Source organism: Roseibium sp. (genome assembly GCF_051016195.1).
Taxonomy (GTDB): Bacteria; Pseudomonadota; Alphaproteobacteria; order Rhizobiales; family Stappiaceae; genus Roseibium.
This window is the reverse complement of the sequence record NZ_CP134616.1, coordinates 5,945,944-5,960,686: the sequence shown is the minus strand read 5'-3', so window position 1 is coordinate 5,960,686 and position 14,743 is coordinate 5,945,944. Positions and strand designations below refer to the sequence as shown.

Genomic DNA, 14,743 nt, shown 5'->3' with positions numbered 1-14,743 from the left:
AGATTTGGATGTACTTGCCGCCTTGTTATGGCGCGCTATCGTGCGCGCGGTGCAGACGGCACGGAGAGTTGGCCCCGGGATTCCCGCAGGACACCCGGAGCCTCGGCGTTTTCTCACCTAGCGTTTGTTTCTGCTGAGAACACGAATGCGGCTGTCGAACTCGCCGCGGTCGACGTAGCAGCCGCGCAAGTGACGAAAGCCCGTGTTGGGGTTGAAGGCCGCGCGGCCGTGCATCACGCGGCGGTTGTCGAAGATCACCATCTCTCCCCCTTCGAGGCGCGTTGTCAGGACATATTTCTGCGACCGGGTCATCTGCATGAGTTTCCGGTAGGCCCTGTAGTACGGCTCCATCAGGGCAGCCGGCAGATCGAAAATACCGGCAAGATGCGCGTTGAAGTGCAGTTCCTGCATGTTTCCGAACGGATCCAGATCGATCACGGTGTGGTGGCGCCGGATGTCATAGTCCTGATCGTGGAACCGGAACGGCACCGGCGTCTCCGACAGGAGCCGGAACGCCTCCGGATCCTGCGCGCGCAGGTCGGCAGCAATGGCGAAGCCGTCACAGAAGGTCGATCCGCCGCCTTCGGCCTCGTTGGCAAGGCAATGCAGGAACTGAAAGCCCGGGGGCAGTTCCTGGTTGGCAAGGTCCGTGTGCAGCGGCAGGGCGTGGGACGTGTAGGCGAGATTGTTCGGGTTCGGTTTGGACACAACCTCGAACGTTGTGCCGAAATTCGTTTCCCTCAGAAAACCGATCCGCCGCGCCATAATCATGCCGGCATCCGGGTCGCCGGACATACCGTCGACAAAGGCGAGGCCGGTCTTCTTGGCCTCGATCAGGAACTCGAGCAGGGTGGTATTGTCCGCCATGAGCGAATTGGCGCTGGCGCGGGGGAGATCTTCCTGCCGGACGTCGCCATGCCAATGGATCGGTTCCACCTTTGCCGGGTCTTCAAGGCCGATGCCCGGACGATGGCTGAAGAGCCAGTCCGGATCGAAACAACTGGTATGAGCCTCGCCCTCCCAGGTGATGACGATAGTCCCCGCGTCCACGGAAACGCCGCTGGCAGTGAGATCGGGAGAGATGCTGGTGAGGTCGAACTGGCGTTCCTGTGTGTCAGGATGAAAGCCGCTCGGGCAGTTGTCGCGCAGCCACAAAAAGGGAAAGTCGGCGCTGGTGCCATTCGGCCAGACGACATTGAGCACGCGGTCATCACCGCGCAGGAGTGCAGTTGTCATGAAAAAGGTCCGTTGATTTTTGCAAGAATGTTCAGCGCATCCCGAGGATGCGGATCATCAACGGCGGGCGGGAGGCGGCCACCACCAGTAGGCTTTGTTATGCGGATTTCCGGGACTGCGCCCGAGAATTGACAGCATCCGATGATCGGCCGGTTGGAAGGCATCGCCTTCGAGGAAACGTTCGGCCGCAAGATGCCACCGATAAAAACGCCCGGCAACAGGAAATTGCCGGGCGTGGAGTGGAATTAAGTCCTTGCACTGGCCGGGTAATTTCAGCCCTTTGACGCTTTTGCCGCGAGCGCGATTGCGATGTAGCTCCAGCCGTTGACCAGAACTGAAATGCCCGCGATCAACCCGAGCGCCCAGGCAGCCGAGCCCGGCAGATCCATCCAGATCATGATCCCCGCCAGCAGCGAGACGATCCCGGCCACGAGGACCCAGACCCACCCCTCATGCGGCTTCAGTTTGAACGCCAGCAGGATCTGGCTCACGCCCTGGGCCACGAAGATCGCGGCGATCACGAGGGTCAGCGCAAAGGTTCCCGCCATCGGGTTCAAATAGATCACCACACCGCCGATCACCGCGATGATCCCCGTGATCAGGTTCCAGATGAAACTGGTCGTGCCCTGCGTCTTGAAAGCGTTGTAGATCTGGACGAGACCGCCAACGAACAGAACCGCCGCAATCAGGATCGTCACGGCTATGGATGTTGCGAGCGGTGCCGCGATCAGGATGATCCCGCCCAAAACCAGTGCCACGCCAAGCGCCAGGAACCAGCCCCAGTTCTCCTGGATTTTTGCTTTCATGTCTTCGACAGCCTGAACCGCATCTGCCATTTTGACCTCCTCACGTTCCGGTTGCTCCCGCACCGTAACCGCTTCGCAGGAAATCACAAAATCTTGATGACATTCCGGACGGTTAGCGCTGGGGATTACCGGGCTTGACAATTGGTGTGCATATGCACACAACGGGGCATGGAAGAAGACGACTTCTCTCTTTGCGTTCTCGACAATGCGCGCAAGGCGGCACGGGCGGTCAGCCGTCACTACGACCATCTTGCCCGCCAGGTTGGCATGACCGCGGGACAGTTTTCGGTTCTGGTGGCGATCAGGCAGGTTCGGGAACGGACCACCGCAGATCTGGCGGAAAGGCTGTCGATGGATCGCACGACCCTCGTTCGCAACGTTGCGCTTCTGGAACGTGACGGATTGGTCGTCTCGGCTCTGGCGAACGACGGCAAAGCCAAGTGCTACAGCGTTACCGACAAGGGCGAAGCCTCGTTGCAGGAAGCACTTCCGCTCTGGCGGAAGGCGCAAAAGGACGTTGAAGAGCTGCTTGGAACGGAAGAGTTCATAAACACAATCAATGCGTTGCAAAGACTTTCGCAACTATGAAACCCGCTCTTTGAATCAGTTTCTGAAGAGCCTTGAAATGCACCTGGACACGGAAAGCCGGCCCGGGTGCCGATAGCACCAGATAGAACGAGGTAGTTATGCGTCGGGTAGTCGTAACAGGTATGGGCATCGTTTCACCGCTGGGGACGGGGCTGGAAGGCTTCTGGCAGCGCGTGACCTCCGGCGCGAACGGGATCCGCAGGATCAGCCACTTCGATCCGGGCGAGCTTGCCTGCCAGGTCGCAGGCGAGGTGCCTTCCCGGGACGAGGACGAATTCGGGTTCGATGTCGACGCGGTTCTCGACCCGCGCGAGCAAAGACGCTCCGACCGGTTCATCCACTTCGCCATGGGCGCGGCGCAGGAAGCACTCGCGCAATCCGGCTGGCAGCCGGAAACGGCGGAACAGAAAGAGCGCACCGGCACGATCATCGCGACCGGTGTCGGCGGTTTTCCGGCAATGACCGCGGGAACCCGGCTGGTTGATGAAAAAGGTCCGCGTCGCGCGTCTCCGTTCCTGGTGCCCTCGTTTCTCGCCAACCTCGCCGCGGGACAGGTGTCCATCCGCTACGGTCTGAAGGGACCGATCGGTGCGCCGGTCACGGCCTGCGCCGCGAGCCTCCAGGCCCTCGGTGATGCCACCCGTCTGATCCGCTCCGCAGAAGCGGATGTGATGGTTGCCGGCGGAACCGAGGCGTGCATCGACAAGGTGTCCTATGCCGGGTTCTGCGCCGCCAAGGCGATGTCCTCCAAACGCAACGACGACCCCTCCCACGCCTCGAGACCGTTCGATCAGGACCGGGACGGTTTCATCATGGGCGAAGGGGCCGGCATCCTGATCCTGGAAGAACTGGAACACGCGAAAGCGCGCGGCGCGAACATCCTTGTTGAACTGAAGGGGTATGGCACCACCGCAGATGCCTTTCATGTCACCGCGTCCTCTCCGGACGGCGAGGGCGGGCTACGCGCCATGCGCAAGGCGCTCTCGACGGCCGGGCTGACGACCGCCGACATCGGCTATGTCAATGCGCACTCCACCTCCACACCGGTCGGCGATGCGGCGGAAATCGCAGCCTTGACGACGCTCTTTGAAGGGCGGGGAAAGGATCTGGCGGTTTCATCTTCCAAATCGATGTTCGGGCATCTGCTCGGGGCCGCAGGAGCGGTCGAGGCGGTTGCCTGCGTCATGGCGCTCACGAGTGGCCAGTTGCCGCCCTCGCGCAATCTGGAAATGCCGGATGAAGCCATGACCCGGTTTGAGATGGTCCCCGGCAGCGCAATCAACCGGCAGGTTGATCATGTACTGACCAACGGCTTCGGCTTTGGCGGCGTCAATGCCAGCGCGGTGTTTTCAAGGTTCTGAGATGTCGCGCCGCAAGGACATAGCCATTTCGCGGCTTCACGATTGGGTCGAGACAATGATGTCAAAGTCTCAAGGGTTTCCTGTAACTCGGCACCGAGTATCCGAAAATACTCAATGTGAGCGAACAACCTTTTTAGAACCCACACCTGGGCAGCCCCGGCCTTGAGCCGGGGCCTCTTTCTGGCGGGTTCAGGTCCCGGAGCAAGTCCGGGACGGCACAATTGTATTGATTAGCAGGTCTGATGAGTTGAATCATTGCTTTTTCCCATATATGAGATAGTTCTCGTTAATGGGATGAGCCATGGCCGATACAGAACAAAACATAAGCGGAAGAATATCCGCGCTGCGCAAGGCGCGGAACTGGCGTTTGGAGGAACTGGCGGAAAAGTCGGGCGTGAGCCGGGCGACGCTCTCCAGGATTGAGCGCGGCGAGACCAGCCCGACCGCTATCGTGCTTGGCCAGCTTGCACGCGCCTTCGGCATCACGATGGCGGATCTGTTCGGCTTTGGCGCGCCTGCAGGTGACGCCAGGATCGCCCGCGCTGATCAACTTCTCTGGGTCGACCCGGAAACCGGCTTCCGCCGACGCAGCGTGTCTCCGGCCGCAAGTGGCTTCCGCGGAAGCGTGGTCGAGGGCGAATTGCCGCCGGGTGCCACGATTTCCTACTCTGTTCCGCCTCTGCCAGACCTTGAACATCACCTCGTTTTGCTTGAGGGCACTCTCGTGATGACCATTGGCGACGAACGCCACGACCTCTTCCCCGGCGATTGCCTCCGCTTCCGTCTGAATGCACCCAATGCCTACCATGCCCCGGGCCCGGACCCAGCCCGGTACCTCCTCACGGTGATCACGTCATGACCGGCTTTCAACCTGACCCACCCGTCTTTCTTCTGTCTTCTGCCGAAGTTCGAACGTCTGTCGGCGCCCTCGGTTCCCTGCTCAAGGCCTGTGTCGAGGACGGCGCAGGCATCGGCTTCATCCTGCCGATCAGCCAGGAAAAGGCCGAGGCCTTCTGGCAGAAACAGGTCGCTGCGCTCGAAGACGGCAGAGCCTTCCTGATGGTCGCGCGGGACAGGAACACGATTGCCGGTGTGGTCATGCTGGCGCTGGCCCCACAGGACAATGGTGGCCACCGGGCCGAAGTCGCCAAACTGATGGTCCATCCGGATCATCGCAGAAAGGGGATTGCCAGGCAGCTGATGACCACCATCGACGGCCTTGCGCTTTCGCTCGACCGTTGGCTTCTGGTTCTCGACACGGTGACCGGTGACCGCGCCGAAAAACTCTATCCGACCTGCGGTTATCAGAAGTGCGGCATCATCCCTGACTACGCCTATGGCAGCCACGGCGCGCTCGACGCGACGACGGTGTTTTTCAAGGACCTGCGGTGAGGTGCGATGTTCTGGTGCTCTGAGATCCAAGCCCGACACACCGTTCTCGAAGTTGGCTTCCTTCCTTTCCGGTCATTCCATGGCTCGACCATGGCATCCATGCCGCTTCACCTCCATTGGATGGATGCGTGCGAGGTGAAACGGCACGGCTTGGATTGCCGGATCAGGTCCGGAAATGACGACCGGAAAGGTGATTGGCAATGGGGATGTGGCCCGTGTTTCGCAGGAACCCTCGTCACGGGAATGACCAAACGGCGCGTCTTGAAACCTGGTGGCGTCAGCGAAACAGGCAACGTCGTCATCCCGGCCAAGCGAGAGCGCGAGCCGGGATCGGGGAGCCACGGTGCTGAAGGTTGACGGTTGCCATATCGGCAGACCCCGGATCCCCGGCCCCGGATCTTCGCTCCGCTCGTCCGGGGTGACGCAGGAGAGAGAGGGCTTATACAAATCTCCCTCGGTAGTCATGCCATGGCTCGACCATGGCATCCATGCCGCTTCGTTTCCATGGAATGAGCGCTTCCAAGTTGAAACGGTACGGCATGGATTGCCGGATCAAGTCCGGCAATGACGACCGGGAAGGTGAATTGCGGGTTTGTGGTCCGTGCTTCGCTGGTCCGTTGTCATCAGGATGACCAAACGGCGCGTCTCGAAACTTGGCGGTGTCAGCGGAACCAGCAACGTCGTCATCCCGGCCAAGCGAGAGCGTGAGCCGGGATCGGGGAGCCACGGTGCTGAAGGTTGACGGTTGCCATATCGGCAGACCCCGGTTCCCCGGCCCCGGATCTCGCGCCGCTCGTCCTGGGTGACGCAGGAGAGAGAGGGCTCATACAAATCTCCCTCGGTAGTCATGCCATGGCTCGATCATGGCATCCATGCCGCTTCGTTTCCATGGAATGAGCGCTTCCAAGTTGAAACGGTACGGCATGGATTGCCGGATCAGGTCCGGCAATGACGATCGGGAAGGTGATTGCAATAGGGGTGTGGCCTGCGTTTCGCTGGTCCGTTGTCACGGGGATGACCAAGCGGGTTCAGCGAAACCAGCAACGTCGTCATCCTGGCCAAGCGAGAGCGCGAGCCGGGATCGGGGAGCCACGGTGCTGAAGGTTGACGGTTGCCATATCGGCAGACCCCGGTTCCCCGGTCCTCGTTGCGTTCGTCCGGGGTGAAGGGAATTGCGCCAACGCCCGTTCACTCGTTCAGCATCTCGAGTTCAAGCCACTGTTCTTCCGCTGCGTCTTTTTCCGCTGCAAGATCAGTGATTTGTTGCGAGAGTCTGGCAAACTTCTCCGGGTTCTTCGCGTAAAGCTGCGGGTCGTTCATTTCGCCCTGCAGTTTTTCGAGCTTAGCCTCAAGATGTTCGATCGTGTCCGGCAGGGTTTTCAGAAGGTGCTGCTGGGTGAAGGAAAGTTTCGACTTTGCTTTAGGTTTTTCCGCCGAACTGTTTGAAGGACTCTGCTTTTCCTTCTTTGCCGGCGCAGATTTTTCGGTCTTGCGCGCCGTGACGCCTTCGCCGCGCTGGGCGAGCATGTCCGTGTAGCCGCCGGCATATTCACGCCAGACGCCGTTTCCCTCCGAGACAATGACAGAGGTCGCTACCCGGTCGAGAAAGTCACGGTCGTGCGACACGATCAGGGCCGTGCCGCTGTAGTCGGCAAGAAGCTCCTGCAGCAGGTCGAGTGTTTCAAGGTCAAGGTCGTTGGTCGGCTCGTCGAGCACCATCATGTTGGATTTGTTCGCCAGCGCACGTGCCAGCATTGCCCGGGCCCGCTCGCCGCCGGACAGGACACCGACGGGCGTCCTTGCCTGTTCGGGGGAAAACAGGAAGTCCTTCATGTAGGACATGACGTGCTTGCTCTCGTCGCCAACCGTCACCATGTCCCCGCGTCCGCCGGTCAGAACCGCGGAGAGCGTGTCCGTGAGGTCGAGCTTTTCGCGCTTCTGATCGAGCGTGACCATTTCCAGGTTGGTGCCGAGACGGTTCGTGCCGGTGTCCGGCGCAAGTTCGCCGGTCAGCATTTTCAGGAGCGTCGTCTTGCCGGCCCCGTTCGGTCCGACAAAACCGATCCGGTCGCCGCGCTGGATGCGGGTGGAGAAGTCCTTGACGATGCTGCGTTCGCCATAGGACTTGGAAAGGTTCTTCGCCTCGATGACCAGTTTGCCGGAGACCTCCGCATCGCTGGCGTTGAGCTTGGCGGAGCCCTGTGGCCCACGATGATCGCGTTTTTGTTTCCTGAGCTCGGCGAGTTCGCGTACACGGCGCATGTTCCGTTTTCGACGGGCCGTGACACCATAGGTCATCCAGTGCTCCTCGCGCTTGATCTTCTGCGCGAGCTTGTGCTGGTCGATCTCCTCCTGCTCGAAAACTTCGTCACGCCAGGTCTCGAAATGGGCGAAGCCCTTGTCCATGCGGCGCGAAACACCGCGGTCGATCCAGACCGTCGCACGCGAGAGGTTTTCCAGGAAACGGCGGTCGTGCGAAATCAGAACGAGCGCTGACTTGAGCCCCTTCAGTTCCGTTTCAAGCCATTCGATCGCGGGCAGGTCCAGGTGGTTGGTGGGTTCGTCCAGGAGCAGGATGTCCGGTTCCGGTGCAAGCGTGCGGGCAAGCGCGGCACGCCTTGCCTCACCGCCGGAAAGTGACGCCGGATCTTCCTTTCCACTCAGACCGAGAACCTCGAGAAGATAGGCGCCGCGATAGGGATCGTCGCCTTCGGTCAGGCCTTCGTTGACATAGTCGATTGTCAAGGCATAGGCGGAAAGATCCGGGTCCTGCGGCAGGTAACGGATCGTGCGCCCGGGCTGGAAGAAACGTTCGCCCTTGTCCATCTCAACCTGGCCCGACGCGATCTTCAACAGCGTCGATTTGCCCGACCCGTTCCGGCCGACCAGACAGATGCGGTCACCCTCGGACACGGATAGTTCCGCGCCGGTCAGCAGCGGCGTGCCGCCAAAGGTCAATTGAACGTCGCGCAGGATGAGGAGGGGCGGGGCCATGGTTTGCCTTGGTCTTTGAAGAACGGCGCTTGGTTTACTGGTCATGCCCTGCCCGCGCAAGCGTCAACCCCCCGGACGCCCGTGCGTGAAGAGAGACTTCCGCGATTTTTGTTCGCATTCTGTCGGATTTTTGCTCGGAAATGCGCTATGCTTTCCGCGTGGTCAGGGGCCTATCGTCCATTTGCCGGCTGAAACGCCGGAAGGAGACTGAAGATGTTTTGTCTGATCAAGGGTCCCGAAAGGTCCGGGAGTTTCGCACGCAAACTGAGGTCGCTCGGTCTTGCGATCGCACTGTCATGCGCTGGCGCCGGGCTGACGGCCGCCGTCCAGCCGGGAGCCGCCAAGGCCGATTCGTTCTACATAGGTACCGGCGGTGTCGGCTTCGCTTTTGGCACACGCGGATATCGCGGCGGCGTGTTCTATGGCGGCTATCGTGGCGGATATGCCGGACCGCCGTTCCGGCCCTATGGCCCGCCCCACTACTACCATCCCTACGACCGGCGCGCCTATCCGTATCGCTCCCGGCGCTATGTTGCGCCACGCTACAGGCCGCCTCTCTATATTGCGCCCAGAGGGGTTTATGTCGCCCCGCGCGGAGGCTATGTCGGTCAGCCCCGGCGCGTGCCCTATACCAAGACGGGCCTCGCCCCGTTCACGCCTCAGTGGGTCGCTTACTGCTCCCGCAAGTTCAAGTCCTTCAATCCGAACACGGGCACTTATCTGGCCTATAGCGGAAAATATCGTTTTTGCCGCTAGAATTGTAATTAAATTTCGCACCCGTTTAGCGGTTGATATAACGATCCCGTGAAGGTGGAGAAAATTTTTCCTGCATCTTCGCGAAAACTGCAAAAACATCGCCTTTCTGTCCCGGTAGTTGAAATATGCCGTTGGGAGATGCTTGATTGCGCGCAAAGGGCGTGGAATCGTGTCGGCTATCGTTTCCAAGCTTCAACAAAAACCCAAGAGGGGAGAGCGATATGTTCAAGTCCATGCGTGTGACGGCGCTTGCGGCTGCACTGATGGCAGCCACGTCTCTGACCGCGTTCGCAGAGGTGGTCTTTCATCGCGGCAACACGGCAGATCCGGAAACACTGGATCAGCACAAGACGTCCACAACCTACGAGGCGCACATCCTGCGTGACCTTTACGAAGGCCTGGTGGCGTATGATGCCGCCGGCAAGGTAATTCCGGGTGTCGCGACCGACTGGACAATCTCCGACGACGGCACGGTGTACACCTTCACGCTGCGTGACGACGCGAAATGGTCGAACGGCGATCCGGTGGTCGCCGGCGATTTCGTCTTTTCCCTGCAGCGCATCATGACGCCGGAGACAGGCGCGAAATACGCCAACATCCTTTATCCGATCAAGAATGCGGAAAAGGTCAACAAGGGCGAACTCGCACCGGAAGAGATCGGTGTGAAGGCACTGGACGACAAGACGCTCGAGATATCGCTTGAAGCACCGACACCCTATTTCATCGAGCAGCTGACCCACCAGACCGGGCTGCCCGTTCACCCGGCAACCGTTGAAGCACACGGCACCGATTTCGTGAAGCCGGAAAACATTGTCACCAATGGTGCATATGTTCTCGCCGAGTTCATTCCGAACGCTCATGTGAAGGCGGTCAAGAACCCGAATTTCCACGACGCGGACAATGTCCAGATCGATACGGTCTTCTTCTATCCGACGGAAGATCGCGGTGCCGCCCTACGCCGGTTCCAGGCGGGTGAACTGCACACCAACAACGACGCGCCGACCGAACAGGTTGCCTTCATGAAAGAGAACCTGGGTGACCAGTTCCGCGTGGCTCCCTATCTCGGCACCTACTACTACGCGCTCAATCATGAAGACGATACGCTGAGCAATCCTGAAGTCCGTCAGGCGCTGTCGATGGCTGTCGATCGTGAGTTCCTGGCGGATGAAATCTGGGGATCCACCATGGTCGCCGGCTATTCGTTCGTTCCGCCCGGTATCGGCAACTACGGCGAACCGGCGTTTGCCGACTACATGGACATGTCCCAGATCGATCGCGAAGAAAAGGCGATGGAACTCCTGGAGACGGCTGGCTTCGGACCGGACAATCCGGTGAAGCTCACCATCAACTACAATACGTCTGAAAACCACAAGAACACGGCCGTTGCGATTGCCGACATGTGGAAGCCGCTCGGGGTTGAAGTGTCGATGGTCAACACCGATACCAAGACGCACTACGCGATGCTGCGTGATCGTCAGGATTTCGACATAGCCCGTGCCGGCTGGATCGGTGATTACTCCGACCCGCAGAACTTCCTGTTCATGGTCGAGAGCGACAACACCGGCTTCAACTATGCGCGCTACGAGAACCCTGAATACGATGCGCTGATGGACGAGGCCGCCGCGACGATCGATCTTGAAAAGCGCGCGGGTATCCTCAAGCAGGCCGAAGAAATGTTCATGCGGGATCTGCCCTTCATTCCGCTGATGTACTACGGTTCCATGAACATGGTGTCTGACAAGGTGTCCGGGTTCGAGGACAATCTCCTCAACGTTCACCCGACACGCTTCATGAGCATTTCCGAGTAACCGCAACAATCGAACCGGCAGGAAATTTCCTGCCGGTTTTTTTGCAAAGGCGGCACCTGAAGACCGCCGGCAGAACAACAGGGGCAGAACCTATGCACCGCTACGTGCTCGGTCGATTGCTCAGCGCAATCCCGACCCTCTTTCTGATCGTCACAATCTCCTTCTTCCTTATCCGGATCGCGCCGGGCGGACCTTTCGACCTCGAGCGTCCGCTTGAGGCCAAGGTGATGGAGAACCTGAACAAGATCTATCACCTCGACGAACCGCTCTGGAACCAGTACCTGCTCTACCTCAAGAGCATCGCGCAGCTGGACTTCGGGCCGAGCTTCTATTTCCGCGATTTTTCGATCAACGAGCTCTTCGCCCAAAGCCTGCCGATCTCCATCCAACTCGGCCTGTCGGCCCTGTGTCTGGCCCTGGTCGTCGGCGGAACGCTTGGCGTGATCGCTGCCCTGCGTCAGAACCAGGCGACGGATTACACCGTGATGGCGGCGGCCACTCTTGGCGTCACCATTCCGAACTTCGTCGTGGCTCCAATCCTCACACTTATCCTCGGGGTCTGGCTGGGCTGGCTGCCCGTGGGCGGATGGAACGGAGGCGCGTTCGTCAACGTCATCCTTCCGGTCGTCACGCTTGCCCTGCCGCAGGTGGCGGTGGTGGCCCGCCTGACCCGGGGATCGATGATCGAGGCGCTCCGCTCCAATCACGTCCGCACGGCACGCGCCTACGGCCTGACCGCATACATGGTGATCGTGGTCCATGCCCTGCGCGGGGCCATACTCCCAGTCGTTTCCTATCTCGGACCGGCAGCCGCTGCGCTCCTGACCGGCTCCGTCGTGATCGAGACCATATTCGGAATTCCGGGCATCGGCCGCTATTTCGTTCAGGGCGCGCTCAACCGGGACTACACACTGGTCATGGGGACGGTCGTTGTCGTCGCCTGTTTCGTCATTCTCTTCAACCTCATCGTGGATCTGCTTTACGCGCTGCTTGATCCGCGTGTGCGCTACGACTGAGGGGGCTGGCCATGACGATTACCGCAGACAACAACACGGTGCCCGAGAAGGGCCGTTCCCTCTGGGATGATGCCCGCGACCGCCTCCTGGCGAACCGGGCCGCCGTTGTGAGCATGGTCGTGCTCGCGGCGATTGCACTGCTATCGGTCCTCGGTCCGGCCCTGTCGCCGCACAAGTTCGATACGGTCTACCGGGACTATGTCAAGGTTCCCGCAAGCCTGGAGGCCTATCCGCGGCCGGAACAGGTCGAACCAGCCTTCATGTCGGTCGCCAAGCGCGCCCGCATGACCGTGGAAAGCTACGAGCGGGACGGAGATACGGTCATTGCGAATGTAACCTCGAAACGAGAGATCGACCCGCGTGCCACGCGCTACTTCGACCGGAGCAACCTGTTCAGGGACACGCAGCTCACCGATCTCGCCAGCGACGGTCTTTCGGCGACGATACGGGCCGAGATCAACTACCTGCACTTTTACTTCGGCACGGATGCCAACGGGCGCGACATGATGACGAGAACCTTCATTGCCGGCCGCGTCTCCCTGACCATCGGGCTGCTGGCCACCGTGGTTGCGATTTCGATTGGTGTCATCTACGGCGCCACGTCGGGCTACATGGGCGGGCGCGTCGACCAGATGATGATGCGTGTCGTCGACATTCTCTATTCGCTGCCCTTCATCTTCTTCGTGATCATGCTGGTGGTCTTCTTTGGCCGCAACTTCATCCTGATGTTCATTGCCGTCGGGGCGGTCGAATGGCTTGATATGGCTCGTATCGTGCGCGGCCAGACGCTGACGATCAAACGCCAGGAATACGTTCAGGCGGCAGAGGCCATGGGTATTGACGACGGCGGCATCTTGCGCAGGCATGTCATTCCCAACACGCTTGGCCCGGTGGTGGTCTATATGACGCTGCTCGTGCCCAAGGTGATCCTGCTGGAGAGTTTCCTGTCCTTCCTGGGCCTTGGTATCCAGGAACCCATGACCAGTTGGGGCGTGCTCATCTCCGAGGGCGCGCGCAACCTTCAAGGTGCGGCCTGGATGCTAATCTTCCCGTCCATCTTCCTGACATCGACCTTGTTCGCGCTGAATTTTATCGGCGACGGCCTGCGCGATGCGCTGGACCCGAAAGACCGGTGAGGAGAGTGGCATGAGCAACGAAACCAACAAAAGCGTTCTCTCCATCAGGGACCTGAAAGTCGATTTCGAAACCGCGACAGGGACCGTGAATGCCGTGCGCGGTGTCAACATCCACGTTGAGGCCGGCGAAACGGTCGCAATCGTTGGCGAGAGCGGCTCCGGCAAGAGCCAGACCATGATGGCGGCGATGGGTCTTCTTGCCTCGAACGGCAAAACGCAAGGCGAGGTGATTTACGAGGACCGCAACATCCTGGGCCTGGCGGTCGGGCAATTGAACAAGGTCCGGGGCGAGAAGATCACCATGATCTTCCAGGAACCGATGACTTCGCTCGATCCGCTTTACACCATCGGCCGCCAGCTGGCGGAGCCGATGGTCGTTCACGGAGGTCTCTCTTGGAAGGCGGCGCGCGCAAAGGCGCTAGAACTTTTGAAGCTGGTGAACATTCCGGAGCCGGAGCGCAAGATCAAGGCCTATCCCTACGAAATGTCGGGTGGTCAGCGCCAGCGCGTCATGATCGCCATGGCGCTTGCCAACGATCCGGATGTTCTGATCGCGGACGAGCCGACCACTGCGCTTGATGTGACGACCCAGGCGCAGATCCTCGATCTGCTTCGCGAGTTGCAGAAACGTCTGGGGATGGCCGTGATTTTCATCACCCACGATCTCGGCATCGTCCGCAGGATTTCGGACAGGGTCTATGTGATGAAGACGGGCGAAGTCGTTGAAAGCGGAGACACGCAGAAGATTTTCACGCAGCCCGAGCATCCTTACACCAAGATGTTGCTCGACGCGGAGCCGACCGGACACAAGCCGCCGGTGCCGGACAGCACCCAGGTCCTGCTGGAAGCGCAGAAGGTCGAAGTCGAATTTGAACTGGATTCCGGCTTTCTCCAGCCCAAACATGTGCTGCGTGCTGTCGACAACATCAGTTTCTCCCTGCGCAAGGGACAGACGCTCGGCATTGTCGGTGAGAGCGGTTCGGGCAAGTCGACGCTCGGGCGCGCGATCCTGAACCTGCTGCCGGCTGGCGGGCGTGTTGTCTTTCACGGCAAGCAGATTTCCGGTCTGGACCGGAACGCAATGCGCGGCCTGCGCAAGGACATGCAACTGATATTCCAGGATCCGTTCGGCTCACTCAGTCCCCGAATGACCGTCGGGCAGATCATCTCCGAAGGTTTGCTTGTACATGAACCTTCACTCAGCGCACAGGACCGGGACGCGCGCGCGTGTCAGGCGCTGGAGGAGGTCTCCCTTGATCCGGTTATGCGGAACCGGTATCCGCATGAATTCTCGGGCGGTCAGCGCCAGAGGATCGCAATTGCGCGGACAATGGTCCTGAAGCCGGAATTCGTTGTGCTGGACGAGCCGACCTCCGCGCTCGACCGCACGATCCAGAAACAGGTTGTCGAGCTATTGCGGGACCTGCAGAAGGCACACGGTCTGACATATCTGTTTATCTCCCACGACCTGGCTGTCGTGAGAGCGTTGTCGGATACGGTAATGGTCATGCAAAACGGAAAGGTGGTTGAAGCCGGTCCTGCCGATGCGATCTTTGAAGACCCGAAGCAGGATTACACGAAGGAACTTGTCGGCGCGGCCATGCTGACCCAACAGCATATGATGGAGACAGCTTGAACCGCACGGCGGCC

12 protein-coding genes are annotated in these 14,743 nt (G+C 60.0%); 9 read left to right on the top strand and 3 right to left on the bottom strand.

Annotated elements, in window-relative coordinates; translation table 11 throughout:
- Positions 1–117 precede the first annotated feature (117 nt).
- Both RDA78_RS27080 and RDA78_RS27075 read right to left on the bottom strand, forming a co-directional pair.
- Positions 118–1,236: a TauD/TfdA family dioxygenase gene (locus RDA78_RS27080; RefSeq protein WP_434052851.1), complete on the bottom strand. Its 1,119-nt coding sequence runs from the start codon at positions 1,234–1,236 to the stop codon at positions 118–120.
- A 272-nt stretch (positions 1,237–1,508) separates the two neighbouring features.
- Entirely contained in the window at positions 1,509–2,072 is a 564-nt protein-coding gene (locus tag RDA78_RS27075; RefSeq protein WP_434052850.1) for an HdeD family acid-resistance protein, read from the bottom strand.
- 138 nt (positions 2,073–2,210) lie between these two features.
- On the opposite strand from RDA78_RS27075, the gene RDA78_RS27070 reads away from it, so the two are divergent.
- The 4 genes from RDA78_RS27070 (at position 2,211) to RDA78_RS27055 (ending at position 5,383) form a co-directional block, all read left to right on the top strand.
- Positions 2,211–2,630, top strand: coding sequence for a MarR family winged helix-turn-helix transcriptional regulator (locus RDA78_RS27070; RefSeq protein ID WP_434052849.1), 420 nt, complete (start codon positions 2,211–2,213; stop codon positions 2,628–2,630).
- A gap of 98 nt (positions 2,631–2,728) precedes the next feature.
- The gene (gene fabF, locus RDA78_RS27065) at positions 2,729–3,991 is read left to right on the top strand and encodes a beta-ketoacyl-ACP synthase II (protein WP_434052848.1); all 1,263 of its coding nucleotides are present in this window, start codon (positions 2,729–2,731) and stop codon (positions 3,989–3,991) included.
- A gap of 301 nt (positions 3,992–4,292) precedes the next feature.
- Entirely contained in the window at positions 4,293–4,850 is a 558-nt protein-coding gene (locus tag RDA78_RS27060) for a helix-turn-helix domain-containing protein (RefSeq protein WP_434052847.1), read from the top strand.
- Positions 4,847–5,383: an N-acetyltransferase family protein gene (locus tag RDA78_RS27055; protein ID WP_434052846.1), complete on the top strand. Its 537-nt coding sequence runs from the start codon at positions 4,847–4,849 to the stop codon at positions 5,381–5,383. The genes RDA78_RS27060 and RDA78_RS27055 overlap by 4 nt, the downstream gene beginning before the upstream one ends.
- Before the next feature lie 1,188 nt (positions 5,384–6,571).
- Here RDA78_RS27055 and RDA78_RS27050 read toward each other — a convergent pair.
- Complete coding sequence (locus RDA78_RS27050) at positions 6,572–8,377, bottom strand: ATP-binding cassette domain-containing protein (protein WP_434052845.1); 1,806 nt, start codon at positions 8,375–8,377, stop codon at positions 6,572–6,574.
- Between the two features lie 213 nt (positions 8,378–8,590).
- Between RDA78_RS27050 and RDA78_RS27045 the strand changes: the two genes are divergently transcribed.
- The 5 genes from RDA78_RS27045 to RDA78_RS27025 all read left to right on the top strand — a co-directional run bounded on the left by RDA78_RS27045 (position 8,591) and on the right by RDA78_RS27025 (position 14,729).
- Complete coding sequence (locus tag RDA78_RS27045; protein WP_434052844.1) at positions 8,591–9,133, top strand: BA14K family protein; 543 nt, start codon at positions 8,591–8,593, stop codon at positions 9,131–9,133.
- 221 nt (positions 9,134–9,354) lie between these two features.
- Positions 9,355–10,941, top strand: coding sequence for a peptide ABC transporter substrate-binding protein (locus RDA78_RS27040; RefSeq protein ID WP_434052843.1), 1,587 nt, complete (start codon positions 9,355–9,357; stop codon positions 10,939–10,941).
- Between the two features lie 92 nt (positions 10,942–11,033).
- Positions 11,034–11,957 (top strand): oligopeptide ABC transporter permease OppB, encoded by a 924-nt coding sequence (gene oppB, locus RDA78_RS27035; protein WP_434052842.1) that lies wholly within the window; start codon positions 11,034–11,036, stop codon positions 11,955–11,957.
- An 11-nt stretch (positions 11,958–11,968) separates the two neighbouring features.
- On the top strand, positions 11,969–13,093 hold the full coding sequence (locus tag RDA78_RS27030; RefSeq protein ID WP_434052841.1) for an ABC transporter permease subunit: 1,125 nt from the start codon (positions 11,969–11,971) through the stop codon (positions 13,091–13,093).
- A 10-nt stretch (positions 13,094–13,103) separates the two neighbouring features.
- The gene (locus tag RDA78_RS27025; protein WP_434052840.1) at positions 13,104–14,729 is read left to right on the top strand and encodes an ABC transporter ATP-binding protein; all 1,626 of its coding nucleotides are present in this window, start codon (positions 13,104–13,106) and stop codon (positions 14,727–14,729) included.
- Positions 14,730–14,743 lie beyond the last annotated feature (14 nt).

What these genes read in the sequence shown, in the direction of transcription:
- RDA78_RS27080 (WP_434052851.1), bottom strand. Translation starts at nt 1,236, where the DNA reads ATGACAACTGCACTCCTGCGCGGTGATGACCGCGTGCTCAATGTCGTC.
- RDA78_RS27075 (WP_434052850.1), bottom strand. Translation starts at nt 2,072, where the DNA reads ATGGCAGATGCGGTTCAGGCTGTCGAAGACATGAAAGCAAAAATCCAG.
- RDA78_RS27070 (WP_434052849.1), top strand. Translation starts at nt 2,211, where the DNA reads ATGGAAGAAGACGACTTCTCTCTTTGCGTTCTCGACAATGCGCGCAAG.
- fabF (WP_434052848.1), top strand. Translation starts at nt 2,729, where the DNA reads ATGCGTCGGGTAGTCGTAACAGGTATGGGCATCGTTTCACCGCTGGGG.
- RDA78_RS27060 (WP_434052847.1), top strand. Translation starts at nt 4,293, where the DNA reads ATGGCCGATACAGAACAAAACATAAGCGGAAGAATATCCGCGCTGCGC.
- RDA78_RS27055 (WP_434052846.1), top strand. Translation starts at nt 4,847, where the DNA reads ATGACCGGCTTTCAACCTGACCCACCCGTCTTTCTTCTGTCTTCTGCC.
- RDA78_RS27050 (WP_434052845.1), bottom strand. Translation starts at nt 8,377, where the DNA reads ATGGCCCCGCCCCTCCTCATCCTGCGCGACGTTCAATTGACCTTTGGC.
- RDA78_RS27045 (WP_434052844.1), top strand. Translation starts at nt 8,591, where the DNA reads ATGTTTTGTCTGATCAAGGGTCCCGAAAGGTCCGGGAGTTTCGCACGC.
- RDA78_RS27040 (WP_434052843.1), top strand. Translation starts at nt 9,355, where the DNA reads ATGTTCAAGTCCATGCGTGTGACGGCGCTTGCGGCTGCACTGATGGCA.
- oppB (WP_434052842.1), top strand. Translation starts at nt 11,034, where the DNA reads ATGCACCGCTACGTGCTCGGTCGATTGCTCAGCGCAATCCCGACCCTC.
- RDA78_RS27030 (WP_434052841.1), top strand. Translation starts at nt 11,969, where the DNA reads ATGACGATTACCGCAGACAACAACACGGTGCCCGAGAAGGGCCGTTCC.
- RDA78_RS27025 (WP_434052840.1), top strand. Translation starts at nt 13,104, where the DNA reads ATGAGCAACGAAACCAACAAAAGCGTTCTCTCCATCAGGGACCTGAAA.